16 protein-coding genes and 1 pseudogene are annotated in these 18,236 nt (G+C 75.4%); 5 read left to right on the top strand and 12 right to left on the bottom strand.

Features of this window, described 5'->3' with window-relative positions:
• A complete protein-coding gene (locus WJX68_RS11215; RefSeq protein WP_340289224.1) occupies window positions 1-960 on the bottom strand; it encodes a zinc-dependent alcohol dehydrogenase in 960 nt (319 codons plus the stop codon).
• A 360-nt stretch (window positions 961-1,320) separates the two neighbouring features.
• Between WJX68_RS11215 and WJX68_RS11210 the strand changes: the two are divergent.
• Window positions 1,321-1,836 (top strand): annotated as a pseudogene (locus tag WJX68_RS11210) (substrate-binding domain-containing protein); the annotation flags it as partial.
• Between the two features lie 25 nt (window positions 1,837-1,861).
• Here WJX68_RS11210 and WJX68_RS11205 read toward each other — a convergent pair.
• Window positions 1,862-3,631 (bottom strand): acyl-CoA dehydrogenase, encoded by a 1,770-nt coding sequence (locus tag WJX68_RS11205; protein WP_340289221.1) that lies wholly within the window; start codon window positions 3,629-3,631, stop codon window positions 1,862-1,864.
• 55 nt (window positions 3,632-3,686) lie between these two features.
• On the opposite strand from WJX68_RS11205, the gene WJX68_RS11200 reads away from it, so the two are divergent.
• Genes WJX68_RS11200 through WJX68_RS11190 form a run of 3 tightly spaced genes read left to right on the top strand, consistent with a single transcriptional unit; the run spans window position 3,687 to window position 6,177 of the window.
• Window positions 3,687-4,307: a TetR/AcrR family transcriptional regulator gene (locus tag WJX68_RS11200; protein ID WP_340289218.1), complete on the top strand. Its 621-nt coding sequence runs from the start codon at window positions 3,687-3,689 to the stop codon at window positions 4,305-4,307.
• A gap of 34 nt (window positions 4,308-4,341) precedes the next feature.
• Window positions 4,342-5,496: an acyl-CoA dehydrogenase family protein gene (locus tag WJX68_RS11195; protein ID WP_340289215.1), complete on the top strand. Its 1,155-nt coding sequence runs from the start codon at window positions 4,342-4,344 to the stop codon at window positions 5,494-5,496.
• Between the two features lie 48 nt (window positions 5,497-5,544).
• Window positions 5,545-6,177: a TetR/AcrR family transcriptional regulator gene (locus WJX68_RS11190; RefSeq protein ID WP_340289212.1), complete on the top strand. Its 633-nt coding sequence runs from the start codon at window positions 5,545-5,547 to the stop codon at window positions 6,175-6,177.
• Window positions 6,178-6,214: 37 nt separating this feature from the next.
• Here WJX68_RS11190 and WJX68_RS11185 read toward each other — a convergent pair whose 3' ends face one another.
• From WJX68_RS11185 to WJX68_RS11165, 5 genes are all read right to left on the bottom strand, one after another.
• A complete protein-coding gene (locus WJX68_RS11185) occupies window positions 6,215-6,706 on the bottom strand; it encodes a universal stress protein (protein WP_340289209.1) in 492 nt (163 codons plus the stop codon).
• A gap of 103 nt (window positions 6,707-6,809) precedes the next feature.
• Window positions 6,810-8,534, bottom strand: a complete 1,725-nt coding sequence (gene chcC2, locus WJX68_RS11180; RefSeq protein ID WP_340289206.1) for a 4-oxocyclohex-2-ene-1-carboxylate 5-dehydrogenase — start codon at window positions 8,532-8,534, stop codon at window positions 6,810-6,812.
• Between the two features lie 25 nt (window positions 8,535-8,559).
• Complete coding sequence (locus WJX68_RS11175; RefSeq protein ID WP_340289204.1) at window positions 8,560-9,300, bottom strand: SDR family NAD(P)-dependent oxidoreductase; 741 nt, start codon at window positions 9,298-9,300, stop codon at window positions 8,560-8,562.
• An 11-nt stretch (window positions 9,301-9,311) separates the two neighbouring features.
• Entirely contained in the window at window positions 9,312-9,617 is a 306-nt protein-coding gene (locus WJX68_RS11170) for a Dabb family protein (protein ID WP_340289201.1), read from the bottom strand.
• Window positions 9,618-9,895: 278 nt separating this feature from the next.
• Window positions 9,896-10,678: an IclR family transcriptional regulator gene (locus WJX68_RS11165; protein ID WP_340289198.1), complete on the bottom strand. Its 783-nt coding sequence runs from the start codon at window positions 10,676-10,678 to the stop codon at window positions 9,896-9,898.
• 148 nt (window positions 10,679-10,826) lie between these two features.
• Here WJX68_RS11165 and WJX68_RS11160 point away from each other — a divergent pair, with 148 nt between their 5' ends.
• Window positions 10,827-12,227: an MFS transporter gene (locus WJX68_RS11160; protein ID WP_340289196.1), complete on the top strand. Its 1,401-nt coding sequence runs from the start codon at window positions 10,827-10,829 to the stop codon at window positions 12,225-12,227.
• A 48-nt stretch (window positions 12,228-12,275) separates the two neighbouring features.
• Here the strand turns inward: WJX68_RS11160 and WJX68_RS11155 are convergent, their stop codons facing one another.
• Genes WJX68_RS11155 through WJX68_RS11135 form a run of 5 tightly spaced genes read right to left on the bottom strand, consistent with a single transcriptional unit; the run spans window position 12,276 to window position 18,118 of the window.
• Complete coding sequence (locus tag WJX68_RS11155; RefSeq protein WP_340289193.1) at window positions 12,276-13,997, bottom strand: FAD-dependent oxidoreductase; 1,722 nt, start codon at window positions 13,995-13,997, stop codon at window positions 12,276-12,278.
• Complete coding sequence (locus tag WJX68_RS11150) at window positions 13,994-14,860, bottom strand: shikimate dehydrogenase (protein WP_340289191.1); 867 nt, start codon at window positions 14,858-14,860, stop codon at window positions 13,994-13,996. Before WJX68_RS11150 ends, WJX68_RS11155 begins: the two co-directional genes overlap by 4 nt.
• Entirely contained in the window at window positions 14,857-15,702 is an 846-nt protein-coding gene (locus WJX68_RS11145) for a TIM barrel protein (protein ID WP_340289189.1), read from the bottom strand. The genes WJX68_RS11150 and WJX68_RS11145 overlap by 4 nt, the downstream gene beginning before the upstream one ends.
• A complete protein-coding gene (locus WJX68_RS11140; protein WP_340289186.1) occupies window positions 15,699-16,778 on the bottom strand; it encodes a Gfo/Idh/MocA family protein in 1,080 nt (359 codons plus the stop codon). Before WJX68_RS11140 ends, WJX68_RS11145 begins: the two co-directional genes overlap by 4 nt.
• On the bottom strand, window positions 16,775-18,118 hold the full coding sequence (locus WJX68_RS11135) for an MFS transporter (RefSeq protein ID WP_340289183.1): 1,344 nt from the start codon (window positions 18,116-18,118) through the stop codon (window positions 16,775-16,777). Before WJX68_RS11135 ends, WJX68_RS11140 begins: the two co-directional genes overlap by 4 nt.
• Between the last annotated feature and the right edge of the window lie 118 nt (window positions 18,119-18,236).

Below are 18,236 nucleotides of genomic sequence, written 5' to 3'. Positions count from 1 at the left end.
TCAGGGGTGCAGCAGCACCTTGCCGCCGGGCACCGGCGCGTCGGGGGTGAGCAGCCCGCGGGCGTCCTCGAGCACGTGCACGTCGCTGACCAGCGCGAGCGGGCGCAGCCGGCCGTCGACGAACGCCGACACCGCCTCCGTCCAGGCCCGCGACGGCGCCCCGAACACGGTGTGCACGGTGACGGCCGCCGACACCAGCTCGGCGGGTGGCAGGTCGTCGTCGGCGCCGCCGAACAGCCCGGTCAGCACGACCCGCCCGCCGCGGCGGGCGAGCGACACCGCGAGCCGGCCGGTCCCCCGGGCGCCCGCGGCCTCCAGCACCAGGTCGAAGCGTCCGGCGCCGGACCGCGCGGCCGCCGGCGTGCGGACCTCGCCCGCCCCGCAGGCCAGTGCCTCGGGACGCGGTCGCGGGTCGACGACGAGCAGCTCGGCCGGGCTGTGGGCGGCCAGCAGCTGCACGGCGAGCAGCCCGAGGGTGCCGCCGCCGACGACGGCGACCCGCTCCCCCGGCCGCGGGCGGGCGGCCAGGACCGCCTCGGCCATGCACGCGGCCGGCTCGATGAGGGCGGCGGCGCGCAGGTCGGCGTCGTCGGGGAGCACGTGCAGCAGCCGCGCGGGCAGCCGCAGCTCGTCGGCGCAGGCGCCGGGCCGGGTGAAGCCCGTCTCGTCGTAGCCGGACAGGCACAGGTTCGTGTCGCCGCGCCGGCACGCCGTGCAGGCGCCGCAGAACCGGAACCCCTCGCCGACCACGCGCCGGCCGAGCAGCCGCGGGTCGGTCCCCGGGCCGAGCTCGACGACGGTGCCGGACCACTCGTGGCCCGGCACCACCGGGTAGCGGACGAAGCCCGCGGCGCGGGTGCCGGCGACGATCTCGCGGTCGGACCCGCAGATCCCGGCGTAGGCGACGGCGACGCGGACCTCGCCGTGGGCCGGGGGACCCTCGCCTGCGGTGTCGACCACCCCGATCTCGCCGGGCCGCCGGACGACGAGTGCGCGCGCCCCCGTCACCGGACGCGCCGCGGGCCGGCTGCGGCCGGGCGGACGTGCGCCCGGTGGACCCGGACGGACCTGGAGTGCTGCACGGCCACCACCTCGTCGTCGTGTCGCGCCCGTCGGGCGGCGGCGCCCACCGGGCGGTCCGCGCAAGCCGTGGGCACCGGCCGGACCGGCGACGATGTTAGCGCTCACATGGGCCGTGTCAATGCTCCTTCGCCTGGACATCGAGCACACGGCACGTCTTGACCGCTCGATGTGTTCGCGCTAACAACTGCTCGCCGCCCGACAGGCCGCGCACCGCTGCGCACCACCCGGAGGAACCCGATGTCGACGACGACCATCACCAGGACGGCGCCCCGCGGGCGCCGCACCGTGCGCCGCCTCGCCGGTGCCGCCGCCGCACTCGTCCTCACCGCGGGCCTCGCCGCCTGCGGTTCGGACGGCGGCAGCGGCGCGGGCGGAGCCGCCCAGGACACGCTCACCCTGGGCTTCGCCCAGGTCGGCGCGGAGAGCGGGTGGCGCACCGCCAACACCACCTCGATCCAGGACTCGGCGAAGGAGGCCGGGATCGACCTGAAGTTCTCCGACGGTCGGCAGAAGCAGGAGAACCAGATCAAGGCGATCCGGTCCTTCATCCAGCAGCAGGTCGACGTGATCGCCTTCAGCCCGGTCGTCGAGACCGGCTGGGACACCGTCCTGCAGGAGGCCCGGCGCGCCAACATCCCCGTCGTCTTGACCGACCGCGCGATCGACTCCACCGACCCGGGCCTGGTCCGGACCTTCATCGGCTCCGACTTCGTCGAGGAGGGCGAGAAGGCCGGCCGGTGGCTGGTCGCGGACTCCCCGGGAAGGCCGAGGTGAACGGTCAGAGCCAGTCCGGGTCGGTGTCCAGCGTCGTGCGGTCCAGCGACGCCAGCAGCTCCAGCCAGGGCCCGACCTTCGGCAGCTCGAAGCGGAAGAAGAAGCGGGCGGCCGCGCGCTTGCCGCGGGCGAGGTCGTCCTCGCGTCCGGCCGCGGCGAGCACCTGGTCCAGCCACAGCCACGCGACGACGACGTGCCCGGCCGCCTCCAGGTAGACGCCGGCGTTGGCCAGCCGGGCCTCGACGTCGGGGTGGTCGTGCAGCAGCCCGGTCACCTCGACGAGCCGGTCCAGCGCGGCGCCCAGCTGTGCGGCCTCGTCGGCGGTGCCGCCGTCCTCGCCGGCCCGTGCGACGGTGTCGCGGACGCGGTCGCAGAGCGCGGCGAACCCGGCGCCGCCGGCCATCACGACCTTGCGGCCCAGCAGGTCCGCGGCCTGGATGCCGTGCGTGCCCTCGTGGATCGGGTTGAGCCGGTTGTCGCGGTAGTGCTGCTCGACGTCGTACTCGCGGGTGTAGCCGTAGCCGCCCTGCACCTGGATGGCGAGCGCGTTGGCCTCCAGCCCCCACTGCGACGGCCAGCTCTTCGCGATCGGGGTCAGGGTCTCCAGCAGCAGGTGGGCGCCCTCGGGGTCGGGCCCGGTGCGCTCCTCGTCGACCAGCCGCCCGCAGTAGAGCACCAGGGCCAGCGCGCCCTCGGCGTAGGCCTTCTGGGCCAGCAGCATCCGGCGCACGTCGGCGTGGCGCACGATCGGCACCATCGGCGCGGACGGGTCCTTGGCGCCGGCGGGCCGGCCCTGCGGCCGCCCGCGGGCGTAGTCGAGGGACTTGAGGTAGCCGGTGCAGGCCAGCGCGGCCGCGCCCGCGCCGACGCCGACCCGGGCCTCGTTCATCATGTGGAACATGAGCGCGAGCCCCCGGCCCTCGGCCCCGACGAGGTGCCCGACCGCGCCGCCGGACTCGCCGAAGCTCAGCAGCGTGTTGACCGTGCCGCGGTAGCCCATCTTGTGGTTGACCCCGGTGAGCGCGACGTCGTTGCGGGTCCCGTCGGGCAGGATCTTCGGGACCAGGAACAGCGAGATCCCGCGCACCCCGGCCGGTCCGCCGGGGACCTTCGCCAGCACCAGGTGGACGATGTTCTCGCCCAGCTCGTGGTCCCCGCCGGAGATCCACATCTTCGTGCCGGTCACCCGGTAGGTGCCGTCGGGGGCGGGCTCGGCCCGGGTGGTGATGTCGGCCAGCGAGGACCCCGCCTGCGGCTCGGACAGGCACATGGTGCCGTGCGCGCGCCCCTCCAGCATGGCCGGGACGTAGGCGTCGACCAGCTCGGGCGCGGCGTGCGCGAGCAGCAGGTTCGCGTTCGCCACGGTGAGCATCGCGTAGGCCCAGGTCCCGACGTTCGCGGCGTGGAACCAGGCCTGCAGGGCGACGCCGACGACGTAGGGCAGCTGCAGCCCGCCCGCCTGCTCGTCCATGGTCGCGGACAGCAGCCCGGCCTCGGCGGCGGCCCGCAGCGCGGGGGCCACCTCGTCGTGCAGCTCCACGCGGCCGACCCCGTCGGTGGTGACGAAGCGGGGCTCCTCGGCGTCGTTGCGCTTGTTGTGCGGCGCGAACTTCTCGGTGGCGATGTCGGCCGCCAGCTCGAGCACCGCGTCGAACGTCTCGCGGGAGTGCGCGGCGAACCGCGGGCGCGCGGTCAGCGCGGTGACGTCGAGCCAGTCGTACAGGAGGAACTCCAGCTCCCGCCGGGACAGGATCAGGTCGCGGGCCTGCGGCATCGTCGTTCCTCACGGTCGTGCACGAACTTACTGATCGATCAGTAAGCTACGAGCCGTGCCGGACCCGGTCAAGCAGACCCCCGCGGCCCCCGACCCCTGGGCGGAGTGGCCCCACCCGACGTGCCGGCGGATCGTGGCCGCGGCGCTGGAGTCGTTCGCCGCGCGTGGCTTCCACGGCACCGGGATCAAGCACATCGCCCAGGGCTCGGGCCTGAGCACGGCCGCCCTCTACGTGCACTTCGCCGGCAAGGAGGACGTCCTGTTCGCCCTCTCCCGCCGCGGGCACGTGCTGGCCCGCGAGCTCGTGCTCGCCGCCGTCGCCGACCCCGACCCCCGGGCGGCGCTCGCGACGCTGGTCCGGGACTTCACCGCCTGGCACGCCGAGCACCGCACGCTGGCCCGCGTGGTCCAGTACGAGCTGGGGGCCCTCACCGACGCCCACCGGGCCGAGGTGCTCGTCCTGCGCCGCGAGACCGAGGAGGCCGTGCGCGGGCTGGTGCGGCGCGGCGCGGCGGCGGGCGTGTTCACCGTGCCCGACGTGCGGGCGGCGACCGCCGCGGTGCTCTCGCTGGGGATCGACGTGGCCCGCTGGTACGAGCCCGGCGGACGCTGGACCCCGCAGGAGCTCGGCGGGCACTACGCCGCCCTCGCGGCCCGCCTGCTCGGCGCCGGGTGAGCCCGGCCCGGCCGCCCGGGGGACGATCATCGCCATGACCGTCTGGGAGACCCCCGAGCGCCGGGCCCTGCGCGACACCGTCACCCGCTTCACCGAACGCGAGATCGTGCCCCACCTGTCCCGGTGGGAGGACGAGGGCCGCCTCCCCCGCGCGCTGCACGCGACCGCCGCGCGGGCCGGCCTGCTCGGCATCGGGTTCGCCGAGGAGGTCGGCGGCCAGGGCGGCGACGCGGTCGACGTCGCCGTGACCACCGAGGCGCTCATCCGGGCCGGTGCCAGCTCCGGGCTCGTCGCGTCGCTGTTCACCCACGGCATCGCGCTGCCGCACATCGTCGCCGACGGCGACCCCGGCCTGGTCGACCGGTTCGTGCGCCCGACCCTCGCCGGGGAGACGATCGGCTCGCTCGGCGTGACCGAGCCCGGCGGCGGCAGCGACGTGGCCGCGCTGACCACCCGGGCCGTGCGCGACGGCGACCACTACGTCGTCGACGGGGCGAAGACCTTCATCACCTCGGGCACCCGCGCGGACTTCGTGACGACGCTGGTGCGCACCGGCGGCGACGGCCACGCCGGGCTCAGCCTGCTCGTCGTCGAGAGCGGCACGCCCGGGTTCTCCGTGCGCGGACCGCTGCGCAAGATGGGCTGGCACTGCTCGGACACCGCGGAGCTGTCCTTCGACGGCGTCCGGGTCCCGGCGGCCAACCTGGTCGGTCCCGAGAACGGCGGCTTCGCCCTGGTCATGCAGCGTTTCGTCGGCGAGCGGCTGAGCCTGGCCGTGCAGGCGCACGCGACCGCGCAGCGGGCGCTGGACCTCACGGTCCGCCACGTCCGCGACCGCGCCACCTTCGGCCGTCCGCTGGTGGACCGGCAGGTCGTGCGGCACACGCTGGTCGAGATGCACCGGCGGACCGACGCCGCGCGCACGGTCACCCGGGCGGCACTGGAGCGGTCGCTCGCCTCGTCGCCGACCGCACCGGAGGTCGTGCTCGACGCGCTGATGGCCAAGAACACCGCCGTCGAGGCCGTCGAGTGGGTGGTGGACCGGGCGGTGCAGCTGCACGGCGGCGCGGGGTACATGCGCGAGTCCGAGGTCGAGCGCCACTACCGCGACGCCCGCGTCCTCGGCATCGGCGGCGGCGCCACCGAGGTCCTGACCGACCTCGCGGCCCGCCTGCTCGGGTACCGGTAGCCGGCTGCGCGTGCGGGCCGCGGCCCGGCCGTTTGGTGAGATGGGGCCATGAGCGAGGGCCGCACCTACGGCGGGGTCGCCGCCGCCGACCGGGTCGCGCAGCGGCGGGCCCGCCTCCTCGACGCCGGTCTGGCGCTGTTCGGCACCGAGGGCTACCGGCGGGTGACCGTCCGCCGGATCTGCACCACCGCGCACGTCGCGCAGCGCAACTTCTACGAGGAGTTCGGCACCACCGAGGACCTGCTCGTCGCCGTGTACACCCGGGCCGTGGACCACCTGGAGTCGGTGGTGTGGAGCGCGGTCCCCGAGTTCGACGGGGACCTGGGCGTCCTCGCCCGCCACGCGCTCGACGCGCTCTTCCGGGTCCTGCAGGAGCAGCCGGCGCTCGCCCGCGTGGTGTGGTTCGAGGTGCTGGGTGTCAGCGAGCGCGTCGAGGCCGTGCACACCGACCGCACCGAGACGTTCGTGACGCTGCTCGGGCGCATCGCCGACACCCTCGGGGTGCCCGGCGACGGGCGCGACCCGCAGCGGCGCCTCGTGCTGCGCGCCCTGGTCGGCGGGGTCAGCGAGGTCGCCCGGCGGTGGATCCGCGACGGCTTCGACACCGCCCGTGCCGACCTGGTCGAGGCGCTGACCGCGCTGATGCTGGCGGGCGCGCGCCTGCCCGGCGCCGACCGCTGACCCGCCGGGGGCGCCGGTCGCCCGGGGCCGGGCGTGGTCAGCGCAGCGGGCGCGCCGCCGACTCCCCCGCGGCGGCGGTCCGCCGCCGTCCCAGCGGCGGGGTCACCACCACGACCGGGCCGTCGGCCCGCCGGGTGCACCCGGTGCTGACCGACCCGAGCGCGAGCCGGCCCAGCACCCGGTGTCCGTGGCTGCCGACCACCAGCATCGCCGCCCCGCGCGACGCCGTGACCAGCGTGTCGACCACGGGGCCCTCCAGCAGCTCGCCCTCCAGCCGCACGCCCTGCGGGACGGTCACCGAGGCGAGGTCGTCCTCCAGCACGGCCTGCTCGTCGCCGCGCACCGTGGCCCGCACCTCGAACACCGGCGCGGGCGGCGCGAACAGCGGCGCCGGGTCCCACACCCGCACCGCGCGGACCCGCCGGCCGCTGTGCGCCGCCTCGTCGAGGGCCCACAGCAGCGCGGCACGCCCGCTGACCGATCCGTCGACCCCGGCGACGATCACCTCCGGGGTACCCGCGACGTCCATGCCCCACCTCCGTGTCCCGGCACCGCTGACGACCCCAGGGTCGCCGCGGGACCGGTCGCGGACCGCGGGCGAACGGCCCGCGGCGGCGGGGACCCTGGTCACCTCAGAACGCGACGGCTCCGGCGTCCGCACGGGGGGCGCGCTCGCCCGCGCGGGCGGCGATGTCGCGCCCGACGCGGTAGCCGGACACCATCGCGGGTCCGATGTTGGCCCCGTAGCCGGGGTATCCCCCGCCGAACACCGACACGGCGGCGGTACCGACGGCGTAGAGCCCGGGGACGGGCCGCGCGTCGTCGTCGAGCACCTCGTGGCCGGGGCCGACCGCCAGACCGGCGTAGGTCCCGAGGTCCCCCATCTCGATGCGGACCGCGTGGAACGGGCCCTTCTCGATCGGGGCGAGGTTGGGGTTCGGGCGGTGCTCCAGGTCGCCCTTGAAGTGGTGGAACCAGTTCGAGCCGCGTCCGAAGCGGGGGTCCTCGCCCCGCGCGGCGCCCGCGTTGAACTCGTCGAGGGTGCGCTGCAGCGCCGCCGCGGGCACACCGATCCTCCCGGCGAGCGCGGCCACCGTCGGGGCGCTGTGCAGGTAGCCCGCCCGGCGGAACAGCGCCTGCGGGAACGGCCAGGGCTTGGCCCAGCCGATCCCGTAGCGGCGCATCGCGGTGTCGTCGGCGACGATCCAGCCGTAGGTGCCGTCGCGGCCCGCGTCGTTGCGGATCATCTCGACCCCGAAGTCGTGGTAGGAGCTCGACTCGTTCGCGAAGCGCACACCGTCGCGGTCGACGGCGATCAGGCCGGGCAGCCCGAACGCCCGCAGGTGCGGGAACCAGCGCCTGTTCCCGCGCAGCCCGCGGAACACGGTGACCGGCCCCCAGGACGCCGGCTGGTGGGGCCGGTCGTCGACGTGCCCGCCGAGCGGGGCGGTCAGCCGGACCGCGTCGCCGTCGTGGCCGACCGTGGGTGTGGTGTGGTCGTCCCCGTCGGGGTCGTGCGGGAAGTACCGGCGGCGCAGGTCGGCGTCGCCGGAGAACCCGCCGGACGCGACCACGACGCCGAGCCGCGCGTGCACCGTCCCGGCGTGCGCGCCGGAGAGCCGGGCCCCGGTCACCGTGCCGTCGGGGCCGTGGAGGATCTCCGTCACCGGGCTCGAGGTCCACATCCGGATGCCCGCCTCCCGGGCGGCGGCCACCATCCGCGTCATCAGGGCGTTGCCGTTGGTCCGCACGAGCGCGCGGCGGTGCAGCAGGGTCTGCACCCAGGTCGTGGCGATCTTCCGGGCGGCGTGCCGGAACGCGGCCGGGTCCCGGTTCGCCCGGAGGAACTGCGCGATGTCGGGCCCGACCTCGGGCATGTACCCGAACACCGTGTAGGACTGCAGGTAGGGCTGCATCCGCAGCCGGTCCTCCCCGAGCATCCGGGCGTCGGTCGCGCCGACCGTCACCGCCCGGCCGGAGACCTTCGCCCCCGGCGCGTCCATCTGGTAGTCGGGTGCCTTCTCCGGGTAGTGGAACGCGATCCCGGCCTCGTCGGTGAAGAAGCGCATCGCCTCCGGGACGGTGTCGAGGAACGCCCCGACGGCGGCGGCGTCGTAGGAGTCGCCGGCCAGGTGCCGGATGTAGGCCTCGGCCTCCTCGCGGGTGTCCCCCTCGCGGACACCCTGCTCGTTGCCGGGCACCCACAGCCAGCCGCCCGAGATGGCGGTCGTGCCGCCCAGGTAGCGGTCCTTCTCCGCGACGATCACGCTGTTGCCGTCGTGCGCGGCGCGCAGGGCGGCCGCGATCCCGGCGGCGCCGGAGCCGATCACCAGTACGTCGCAGGTCCAGGTCTTCATCGGTGTCTCCTTCTCGGGTGGGCGGTCAGACCGCGGTGTAGCCGCCGTCGACGACGAGCTCGGCTCCGGTGGTGAAGCCCGAGTCGTCGGAGGCGAGGTAGAGGACGGCGTGCGCGATCTCCTCGGGCCGTCCCTGGCGGGGCAGCGGGTTTCCCGCGACGAGCTGGCGGTAGTAGGCCTCCGGCCCGACCGCGGAGCGCTCCGCGGCGGCCCGGCTCATGGCCGTGTCCATCGACCCCGGGTGCAGCGAGTTGACCCGCACCCCGTGCGGCCCGTACGTCGCGGCGTCGGCCTTGCTCAGCAGCCGTACCGCGCCCTTGGTGGCGTGGTAGAGCGGCACGTTGCGCCCGCCGGTGAGGCCGTGGATCGAGGAGAAGTTGACGATGCTCCCCCGGCCGGCGGCGACCATGTGCGGCACCACGGCGCGGGTGGTGAGCCAGACGCCCTTGACGTTGACGTCGAAGATCCGGTCGAACTCCTCGACCGTCGACTCGTGCGACGGCGCCGGACGGCCGATGATCCCCGCCGCGTTGACCAGCACGTGCGGTGCGCCGTGCTCGGCGACGATCCCGGCGACGGCGTCGCCGACCTCGGACTCGGAGGTGACGTCGCAGACGACGTCGGTGACGGGCAGGCCGTCCCAGCCGTCGTCGTTGCGGCGGCCGTCCAGGTTCACGACGACGGCGCCGTGCCGGGCGAGCAGCCGCGCGGTCGCCCGGCCCAGGTCCCCGCTCCCGCCGGTGAGGACGACGGTCCTGTCGGTCATGCGGGCATCGCTCACGGCTGGTCCTCCGGGTGGTCGGGGATCTCGAAGTCGACCGAGGCGATCTGCTCGGCGCCGGCGCCGGAGATCGCGATCAGCGGCCGGTGGGCGGGGTGGTCGGTGTAGGCCGCGACGTCGTCGAGCCGGTCGAAGTCGGCGACGACCGCGGCGTCCCACGACCGGTCGGCGCCCAGTACGTCGGGGCCGGCGTCCAGGCTGCGCAGCTGTGGGATCCGCTCCGGGAGCGCCCGGACCCGCTCCAGCCAGTCGCCGGGGTCGAACCCGGCGCGCCAGCGGAACAGCACGACGTGGCGGATCACCGGCGCGTCCCCGGCCGTACCGGTCCCGATCCCGCGGCTCCGGCGACGACGCCGGCCCGGGTTCTCTCCTGCCTCATGAACAGCTCCGTCCCTGCGCTCCTCCGCCGGGACCGGCCCGGTGCGCCGGTCGCCGTGCGGGCCGCGGCGGCCGTCCCCGCCCGGACCGGGCCGGGGCTGCCGCGACGGGGACGAGGTTCACCGCCGGGAGCGGCCCGCGGGAACGACGACTCCGTTGAATGGGAGGACGCGCCCGCGGGCCGGCGCCGGACCGGCGCGGCTCAGTGCGAGGTCAGGTCGGCGTCGAGCCGGGGGTGCGCGCCCAGTGCGCGGGAGATGGCGCGGGCCGCCGCGAGCAGGGCGGAGATCTGGGCGGGCGCGTTGCCCGAGCCCGACGGGACGACGATGCTGAGCGCGGCCACCACGTCGTCGCCGGGGCCCCGGATGGGCACGGCCACGCCGGTGGCGCCGTCGGTGATGAACGCGTCGGCCAGCACGAACCCGTTGCGACGGGTGTCGGCGAGCAGCCGGCGCAGCGCGGTCGCGGTGGTCGGGGTGTGCGCGGTGTAGCGGGCCATCGCGCCGGCGAGGACCTGCTCCTGCTCCGCCACCGGGGCGTGTGCGAGCAGCACGATCCCCGACGAGCAGGCGTGCACGGGCAGCCGCCCGGCCACCCGGACGATGTTGCGGGAGCCCCCGCGGGTGGAGAGCCGCTCCAGGTAGAGCACCTCGGCGCCGTCGCGGACGGCGAGCTGGGTGTGGTGGCCGATGACGGCGTGCACGTCCTCCATCACCGGCATCGCCGCCTCGCGCAGGCCGAGCGCGCGCGAGCCGCGGGAGGCCAGCTCCCACAGCCGCACGCCCAGGCGCACCCGCCGCGTCGCGGTGCGTTCGAGGTAGCCGAGCTCGACGAGCTCGTTCACCAGGCGGTGCGCGGTCGCGACGGGCAGCTCCGCGGTCCGGGCGATCCCGGCGACGGTGCGGACCGGGTTGTCGGGTCCGAAGCTCGCGAGGATGCGGTCGACGCGGGTCAGCAGCGACTCGCCGGAGGGTGACCGGGCCATCGGGACATGCTGGCCCGGGGCCCGCCCCCGCTCAACCCGCCCCTCCCATTCAACGGAGTCGGCGTTCAGTGCGGGACACCCGTGCCCGCACCCTCCTCGCAGCCGTCACCCGGACCAGGCCGGACGGCGGACGATCGAGGGAGATCGCATGTCCACAACGGAATCGGGGCGGGCGCTGCCGCCGGCCGGGGCGGGGACCGCACCCGAGGGGGCCGTGAACGCGGCCGGGTCACGACCGCGGGACGCCCGCCGGGCCTCGGTCGCGGCCTTCCTCGGGTGCCTCCTGGAGTACTACGACTTCTTCATCTACGGCTCGGCGGCCGCGCTGGTGTTCGGCGTGGTGTTCTTCCCGGCCGGGGACCCGGCCACCGCGACCGTGCTGTCGCTGGCGACGTTCGGGGTGGCCTACGTGGCGCGCCCGCTCGGCGCGGTCGTGTTCGGGCACTTCGGGGACCGTGTGGGACGGCGGGGCGTCCTGATCGCGACGCTGCTGCTGATGGGGTTCAGCAGCGTCGCGATCGGGCTGCTCCCGTCCTACGGGACCGCGGGGATGCTCGCACCGGTGCTGCTGGTGGTCTGCCGGCTGTGCCAGGGCCTGTCCGCGGGCGGTGAGGCCGCCGGGGCGAGCACGCTGACCATGGAGTACGCCCCGGAGGGACGCCGGGCGTTCTTCACCAGCTTCACCATGTCCGGGTTCGCGGCCGGGATGGTGCTCGCGACCCTGGTGTTCGTGCCGGTCGCGGCGCTGCCGCGCGAGCAGATGCTGTCCTGGGGCTGGCGGATCCCGTTCCTGCTCAGCGCGGTCGTCGTCGTGGTGACGTACCTGATCCGGCGCCGGCTCGACGAGTCGCCGGTCTTCACCGGGACCGTCGCCGGGGACGGCGCCGTCGCCGACGGCGCCACCGGCGGCGGGCACCCCGAGCAGATGCCGCTGCTCGGGCTGGTCCGCAGCCGGGGCCGGGACCTGCTGCGGGTGGTCGGCTGCTCGCTGTTCGCGGTGTTCCAGACGTTGTTCGCGGTGTTCGGGCTCGCCTACGCCACCTCCGACGCCGTCGGGATGGACCGCGCCGCCGTGCTGTGGGTGACCGTCGCCGCCAACGTGGTCGCGATCGTCGCGATCCCGGCGTGGGCGCTGCTGTCGGACCGGATCGGGCGCAGGCCGGTCTGGGTGTTCGGCGCGCTCGGCTCCGCGCTCGCCACCGCCTTCTACCTGTGGGCGGTCTCGACCGGGGACCTGTCGCTGGTGCTGGTGGCCGGCGTCCTGCAGGGCGGGGTCGTCTACAGCGCGGTCAACGGCCTGTGGCCGGCGTTCTTCACCGAGATGTTCGACGCGCGGGTCCGCTTCACCGGGTTCGCCGTCGGCACGCAGATCGGGTTCCTCATCGCCGGGTTCGCCCCGTCGATCGCGTTCGCGATCATGGGCGAGGGCCCCACCGCGTGGGTCCCGGTCGCGCTGTTCGCGCTCGGGTGCGGGGTCGTCTCGGCGGTCGCGGCGCTCACCGCGCGGGAGACCCACCGCACGCCGGTGCTGGAGCTGGGGCGGCGCTGAACCGGCCGGGGGCCGGGGCCGGGTGCGGGGACCCGGGCCCGGCACCCGTCACACCGGCGTCACCACCCCGGCCCCCGCCGCATGCCGCGCCGCGAGGTAGCCGAAGGTCAGCCCGGCTCCGACCTGGCAGCCCGCACCCGGGTACTCCGACGCCGTCGGCGAGTGCGCGTCCCCGCCGCAGGCGTAGAGGCCCGGGACCGGGGTTCCGCCGGCATCGAGTGCACGGCCGGTCGCATCGGTCCGGACCCCGAGTGTCGTCGCGAGGGGTGTCGGCACCAGCGCGACGGCGTGGAACGGTGCCGTGTCGATCGGGCCGAGGTTCGGGTTGGGGGTGTTGCGGGGATCGCCGTACTGGTGGCCGAACGGGCTCGTCCCCTTGCCGAACTCCTCGTCGACGCCGGTGGCAGCGGACCGGCAGGCCGCCGCCACGGTGTGCTCGAGGCCGCAGGCGTCGACCCCGATCACGTCGGCGAGCGCCGCGACGGTCGGTGCGGTGTGCAGGTATCCCGATGCCTCGTAGCGACGGCGCAGCATCGCCGGCAGGTGGGGGCGGATCATCCCGATGCCGTAGCGGTGCAGGGTGCGGGAGTCCAGCACGAGCCAGGCCGGGACTCTCGGCACGCCGGAGCCCGCGTCGTACATCGCGCGGGTGAAGCGGTGGTAGGAGACCGACTCGTCGACGAAACGGCGGCCGGCGGCGTCGACCGCGACGATGCCCGGCCTCGCCCGGTCCCAGATGTGCGGGAACACCGCGGTGGAGCCGTCCCGGCGGCGTCCGATCGAGCTGGGGAACCACATCGCGTTGTCCTCGGCCGGGTCCCCGACCGCGGCCCCGGCGGCGCGGGCGAGCGCGAGGGTGTCGCCGGTCGCGCCGTCGGCGGCGCGGGTGAACTGCGGAGTCGGCCGGGGCAGGTGCTCGGCCCGCAGCACGGGATCCGCCGGGAACCCACCGGCCGCCAGGACCACGCCCCGCCGGGCGCCGATCCGCACCGGCCGGCCCTCCCGCGTGGCGACGACGCCGGTCACCCGGCCGCCGTCGCCGGTCACCAGCGCGGTGGCCGGGCTGAGGAACCACACCTCGCCCGACCGGCGGCGCAGCTGGTGCCACAGGCTCGCCACCAGGGCGTTGCCCATCGCGAGCCGGGTGCCGCGCGGATACCCGGCGATCCGGTCCCGCGCCCAGCGGGCCCCGAGACGCAGCGCTGTCGGAACCGCCCGCGGGGAGCCGTCGAGCAGGGTGAGCAGCTCGTTCACCTCCGGGCGGCGGACCATCATCGTGCCGCCGAACAGTGCGAACTCGGGAACCGGCCGGCGCACGCGGGCGAAGCCGTCGCGGCCGAGCAGGCGGCCGTCGAAGGTGTGCGGCTCCAGCGCGCGGCCGACGCCGGCCCCGGGAACCTCCGGGTGGTAGTCGACGACGGTCGCGGAGTGGCGGAACCCGATGCCGAGCCGGTCGTAGTGCTCGACAGCGGGCGCCGCGTGGTCGAGGTAGGCGTGGCGCAACGCGGGCTCCGCCCGGTCCCCGACGAGCGTGTCGAGGTAGCCGCGGGCGGCCTCCCGGTCGGCGCACGGGTCGGTCTGCCCGCGGTGCCCCGGGGCCCAGCAGGTCCCGGCCGAGTAGGCGGTGGTCCCGCCGAGCCACCCCGTCTTCTCCAGGACCAGGACCGACAGGCCCTCGGCGGCGGCGACCACGGCGGCGCCGAGCCCGGCGGCTCCGGTACCGACCACGACGAGGTCGGCCTCGTGGTCCCAGGTGGTGGGCTCGGTCATCGGTGTCCCTCCCGGGGGTCCACGAGCGCGGCCAGGTGACGCCGCATCCGGTCCGGGTCCGGTGTGGCCCCGGTCAGCAGTGCCATGGAGTCGGCGGCCTGGGCGACGAGCATCGCCCCGCCGTCGAGGACCCGGCAGCCACGGTCGCGCGCCGCGGCGAGCAGCGCGGTCTCCAGGGGCCGGTACACGACGTCGGCGACCCAGTGCCGGGCGTCGAGCAGCGCCGGGTCGACCGGCACGCCGGGGTGACCGTCCATGCCGATCGGGGTGGCGTTCACGACTCCGTCCGCGACCGCGGCGAGGACGCCGACGGCCGCGGCCGGGCCGCCCTCGACGCGTGCGCCGGGCAGAGCCGCACGCAACCGTTCTGCGAGGTCGGCGGCCCGTCCCGGGGCGGCGTCGACGACGTCGACCCGGGCGCCCACTGTGGCCAGCGCGTAGGCGACGGCGGAGCCCGCGCCCCCGGCGCCCACCACGAGTACCCGGTCCAGGCACGCGCCGGGCAGCCCGTGACGCAGCCCGGCGAGGAAGCCGGAGTGGTCGGTGTTGTGGCCGGTCAGCCGCCCGTCGGTGACGGTGACGGTGTTGACCGCACCGAGGTCGCGAGCCTGTGACGACAGGGCGTCGAGCTGGCCGAGGACGGTCTGCTTGGCCGGGTGGGTGACGTTGAACCCGGTCCACCCGACGCCGTCGCGCAGGGTCCAGCCGGCCGGCAGCCGGTCCAGGTCGAGCAGCTCGTAGCGGTAGTCCAGGCCGAGCGCGGCCGCCTCCTGCTCGTGCAGCAGCGGGGACAGCGACCGGGCGATCGCGGCTCCGACGAGCGCGACCCGGTGCGCGGTGCGGGTGGCGGCGCCGGCGGTCACCGTGCGACCCCGGCGAGCAGCGTCCGGGTCGCCGCGAGCTGGTGACGGGCGATGTCGAGGTCCGTGCAGCGCGCGGCGCGCAGCGCGTCGGGGACCTCGACGCTGAGCGGGGTCCCGGCCGGGGCGGCGGCGACGAGCGCAGCCAGCGGCAGCTCGCCCTCCCCCACCGCGCGGCGTCGTGCCCGGGCCTCGATCTGACGCACCGAACCGTCGGCGGTCATGCCGAGCGGAAGGTCGGCCGGCAGCTCCAGGTGCGCGGGCACCTCCAGCGGCGCGTCGCACAGCTGCAGGACCGGCACCAGCGCCGGGTCCAGGGCACGGACGTCGTCGACGGTGCTGCCACCACGCTGCACGTGCAGGGCGTCGACGAGCAGTGCGATCCCGGCCGCGCCGGCGATCCGCGCGGCCTCGGTGACGGTGGCGACGGGCTGGTAGCTGATGGGCTCCAGCGTCGGCCGGATGCCGAGCGGGTGGGCATCCGCGGCCAGCGCGGCGAGGGTGTCGATCAGCCGGGAGCGGTCGGTGTCGGTGCCGACGACGGACAGGGTGCGGGCGCCGAGGGCGGCACCCGCGTCGAGGGCGGGCTTCCAGTCCGCCGGACCGGTCGTCGCGCCGACGGTGAGGAACTCGATGTCGCGGACCTCGAGTCCGGTGTCGTCGAGCCGTCGCAGCGTCTCCTTCGACATCGGCGACCCGGGCTCCATCGGGTACTGCTGCTCGCCGGTGGTCACGGCCTTCACCCGGACGCCGACGAAGTCGTACCCGGCCTGGGCGGCGACCGCGACCAGCTCGGGCGGACTGAGCCGGAGCAGGGTCAGGTGGGCGAGTCCGATCGGGGTCATGCGGGGATCTCCTCGTGCACGGTCGGGACCGGTTCGGGTCGTCCGGACGCGGCGGAGGCGTGGAGCGCGGTGAGCAGCGCCAGCGACCGCGTCGCCTCGCGTCCCGTGACGGCCGGGTCGCGGTCGTCACGGACGGCGGTGACGAACTCGGCGATCTGGAGGGCGTGGAAGGGTGCGAGGTCTCCGTTGATGCGGGCCAGACCCACGTCGGCGACGAGCCCCTGTCCGTAGGGCGTCCCGGCCCGCGCGGCGCCGGGCACGGCCCAGACGTCGAGCCCGGCCTCGGATCCCTCCGGGTACTCGGAGAGACCGACGGTGGCCCCGGTCGACCCGGTGACCCGGATCCGGCAGCCGAGCCCGGGCGTCAGCGCGGTCGACGCGGACAGGGTGGCGAGCCCACCCCCGGCGAAACGGACGGTGGCGACCGAGGTGTCCTCGGCCTCGGTCGCGTCGCCGTGGGCGAACGTGGCGTGCGTGCAGCTCACCTCCACCGGGACGCCCATGTACCACTGCAGCAGGTCCAGGTAGTGCACGGCCTGCGTCGACAGGACACCACCGCCGCCGCCCGCACGGGTGCTGCGCCAGGGGTCGGCGCGGTAGTAGTCCGTGTCGCGGTGCAGGAGGACGGCGACGTCGGCGAGGAGGGGGCGGCCCAGGGTGCCGTCGTCGAGCGCGGTCCGTATCCGCCGTGCGGCAGGCCAGAACCGGCGCTGGAAGAGCACGCCCAGACGCACCCCGGCGTCGTCGCAGGCCCTGACCATCCGCCGGGCCGCGTCGAGCTCGTTCGCGATCGGCTTCTCGCAGAGCACGTGCACGCCGTGCGCGGCGGCCCGGAGGACCGCGGCCTCGTGCGCAGGGTGCGGGGTGCAGACGCTGACGAGGTCCGGGGCGTGGTCGTAGAGGTCGTCGGCGGCGACGGCGCGGCCGCCGAAGCGGTCGGCGAGCGCCGATGCGCGGGCCGGGTCGAGGTCGGCGCAGGCGACCAGTTCGACGCCGGGCAGCTCGTGGTAGGCCGCGGCGTGGTTGGCGGCGACGGCGCCGCACCCGATCACCGCGGCGCGCAGCGGCCGCGTCACCGGGCGTCCGCGGTGTGCCGGCGGCCGAGCTCGGCGGTCGGGACGCGATGGGTCTCCGGTCCGGTGAGCGCCGCCAGTGCCGCGGCGACCACGAACGCACCGCAGAGCCAGGCGACCGGGGTCCAGTCGGCGGGGTCGGACCGGGTCAGCAGCGACGCGAGTGCCGGGGTGAATCCGGCGGCGAGCAGCCCGACCATGAGCCCGATGGCCATGCCGCTGTAGCGGACCTGTGCGGGGAACTGCTCGGGGAACCACGCCGGGTACACGCCGTTGGGCGCGGCGTAGCAGACGCCGATGAGCACGACCGCGGAGACCGCGATCCAGCCGACCCGGCCCGTGGCGACGGCGTGGAAGAACACGGGCACCATCACGGCCACACCGACCAGTCCGCCGGCGAACACCGGCTTGCGACCGATCCGGTCGGCGAGCAGGCCGTAGAGCGGCTGGCTGCAGACCGCGACGGCGTTGGCGAGAGTGATCACCGCGAGCATCGTCGGCCGTGCGACACCCGCGACCGTCGTCGCGTACGCCAGGGCGAAGACGTTGACGATCGTGTTGACCATCGCGAAGGAGGCGCAGACCGCGATCCGCAGGACGGTGCCCGGGTGCTCGCGGAACAGCTGCACGATCGGAGCCTTGGCGGTCTCGTCGGAATCCTGGATCTCGGCGAACACCTCGGGCTCCTGCAGCGAGCGGCGCAGGACGTAGGCGACGGCGGTGACGACGATGCTCAGCCAGAACGGGACACGCCAGCCCCACGCCAGCAGCTGGTCCTCCGGCAGCATCGCGATCGGGATGAACACCAGGCTGGACAGCACGATCCCGAACATGATCCCGCTCATCACGAAGCTGGAGTAGAACGAACGCCGGTGCTCCGGCGCGTGCTCCATCGTCAGCGAGCTGGCGCCGGGCGACTCCCCGCCCGCCGACAGGCCCTGCAGCAGCCGCAGCACGACCAGCAGGACCGGCGCTGCGACACCGATGCTGTCGTAGCTCGGCAGGCAGCCGATCAGGAAGGTCGCGACGCCCATGAGCAGCAGCGTCGCCATCAGCGCGTTGCGCCGCCCGAACCGGTCGCCGAAGTGTCCGAAGAGGACGGCACCCAGCGGGCGGGCGACGTAGGCGACTCCCAGGGTGCCGATGGACAGCAGCACCCCGGTGGCGCCGGCGTCGGGGAAGAAGACCGTCCCGAACACCAGCGCCGCGGCGGCGCCGTAGATGAAGAAGTCGTAGTACTCGAGGGCACTGCCGAGGAACCCGGACAGCGCGGCCTTGCGCGGTGCGTTCCGGGAGACCTCCCCGGTGCTCCCGACCTGCGGGGCCGATGCCATGGCGGACATGGCGCTCCTTTCGAACCGGCGTCGTCGACGGTGTTCCGCCGCGTGCCGGGACGGCAGGGCGGATCCGATGCCGAGGAGCGTGACAGCGCAGACTCTACACCGTCCAATACTTGGTTCG

The organism is Pseudonocardia spirodelae (genome assembly GCF_037727765.1).
Lineage (GTDB): Bacteria > Actinomycetota > Actinomycetes > Mycobacteriales > Pseudonocardiaceae > Pseudonocardia > Pseudonocardia spirodelae.
This window is presented reverse-complemented; position numbering and strand designations above follow the sequence as displayed.

What these genes read in the sequence shown, in the direction of transcription:
- WJX68_RS11175 (WP_340289204.1), bottom strand. Translation starts at nt 9,300, where the DNA reads ATGACCGACAGGACCGTCGTCCTCACCGGCGGGAGCGGGGACCTGGGC.
- WJX68_RS11185 (WP_340289209.1), bottom strand. Translation starts at nt 6,706, where the DNA reads ATGGACGTCGCGGGTACCCCGGAGGTGATCGTCGCCGGGGTCGACGGA.
- WJX68_RS11195 (WP_340289215.1), top strand. Translation starts at nt 4,342, where the DNA reads ATGACCGTCTGGGAGACCCCCGAGCGCCGGGCCCTGCGCGACACCGTC.
- WJX68_RS11135 (WP_340289183.1), bottom strand. Translation starts at nt 18,118, where the DNA reads ATGTCCGCCATGGCATCGGCCCCGCAGGTCGGGAGCACCGGGGAGGTC.
- chcC2 (WP_340289206.1), bottom strand. Translation starts at nt 8,534, where the DNA reads ATGAAGACCTGGACCTGCGACGTACTGGTGATCGGCTCCGGCGCCGCC.
- WJX68_RS11190 (WP_340289212.1), top strand. Translation starts at nt 5,545, where the DNA reads ATGAGCGAGGGCCGCACCTACGGCGGGGTCGCCGCCGCCGACCGGGTC.
- WJX68_RS11165 (WP_340289198.1), bottom strand. Translation starts at nt 10,678, where the DNA reads ATGGCCCGGTCACCCTCCGGCGAGTCGCTGCTGACCCGCGTCGACCGC.
- WJX68_RS11160 (WP_340289196.1), top strand. Translation starts at nt 10,827, where the DNA reads ATGTCCACAACGGAATCGGGGCGGGCGCTGCCGCCGGCCGGGGCGGGG.
- WJX68_RS11155 (WP_340289193.1), bottom strand. Translation starts at nt 13,997, where the DNA reads ATGACCGAGCCCACCACCTGGGACCACGAGGCCGACCTCGTCGTGGTC.
- WJX68_RS11145 (WP_340289189.1), bottom strand. Translation starts at nt 15,702, where the DNA reads ATGACCCCGATCGGACTCGCCCACCTGACCCTGCTCCGGCTCAGTCCG.
- WJX68_RS11205 (WP_340289221.1), bottom strand. Translation starts at nt 3,631, where the DNA reads ATGCCGCAGGCCCGCGACCTGATCCTGTCCCGGCGGGAGCTGGAGTTC.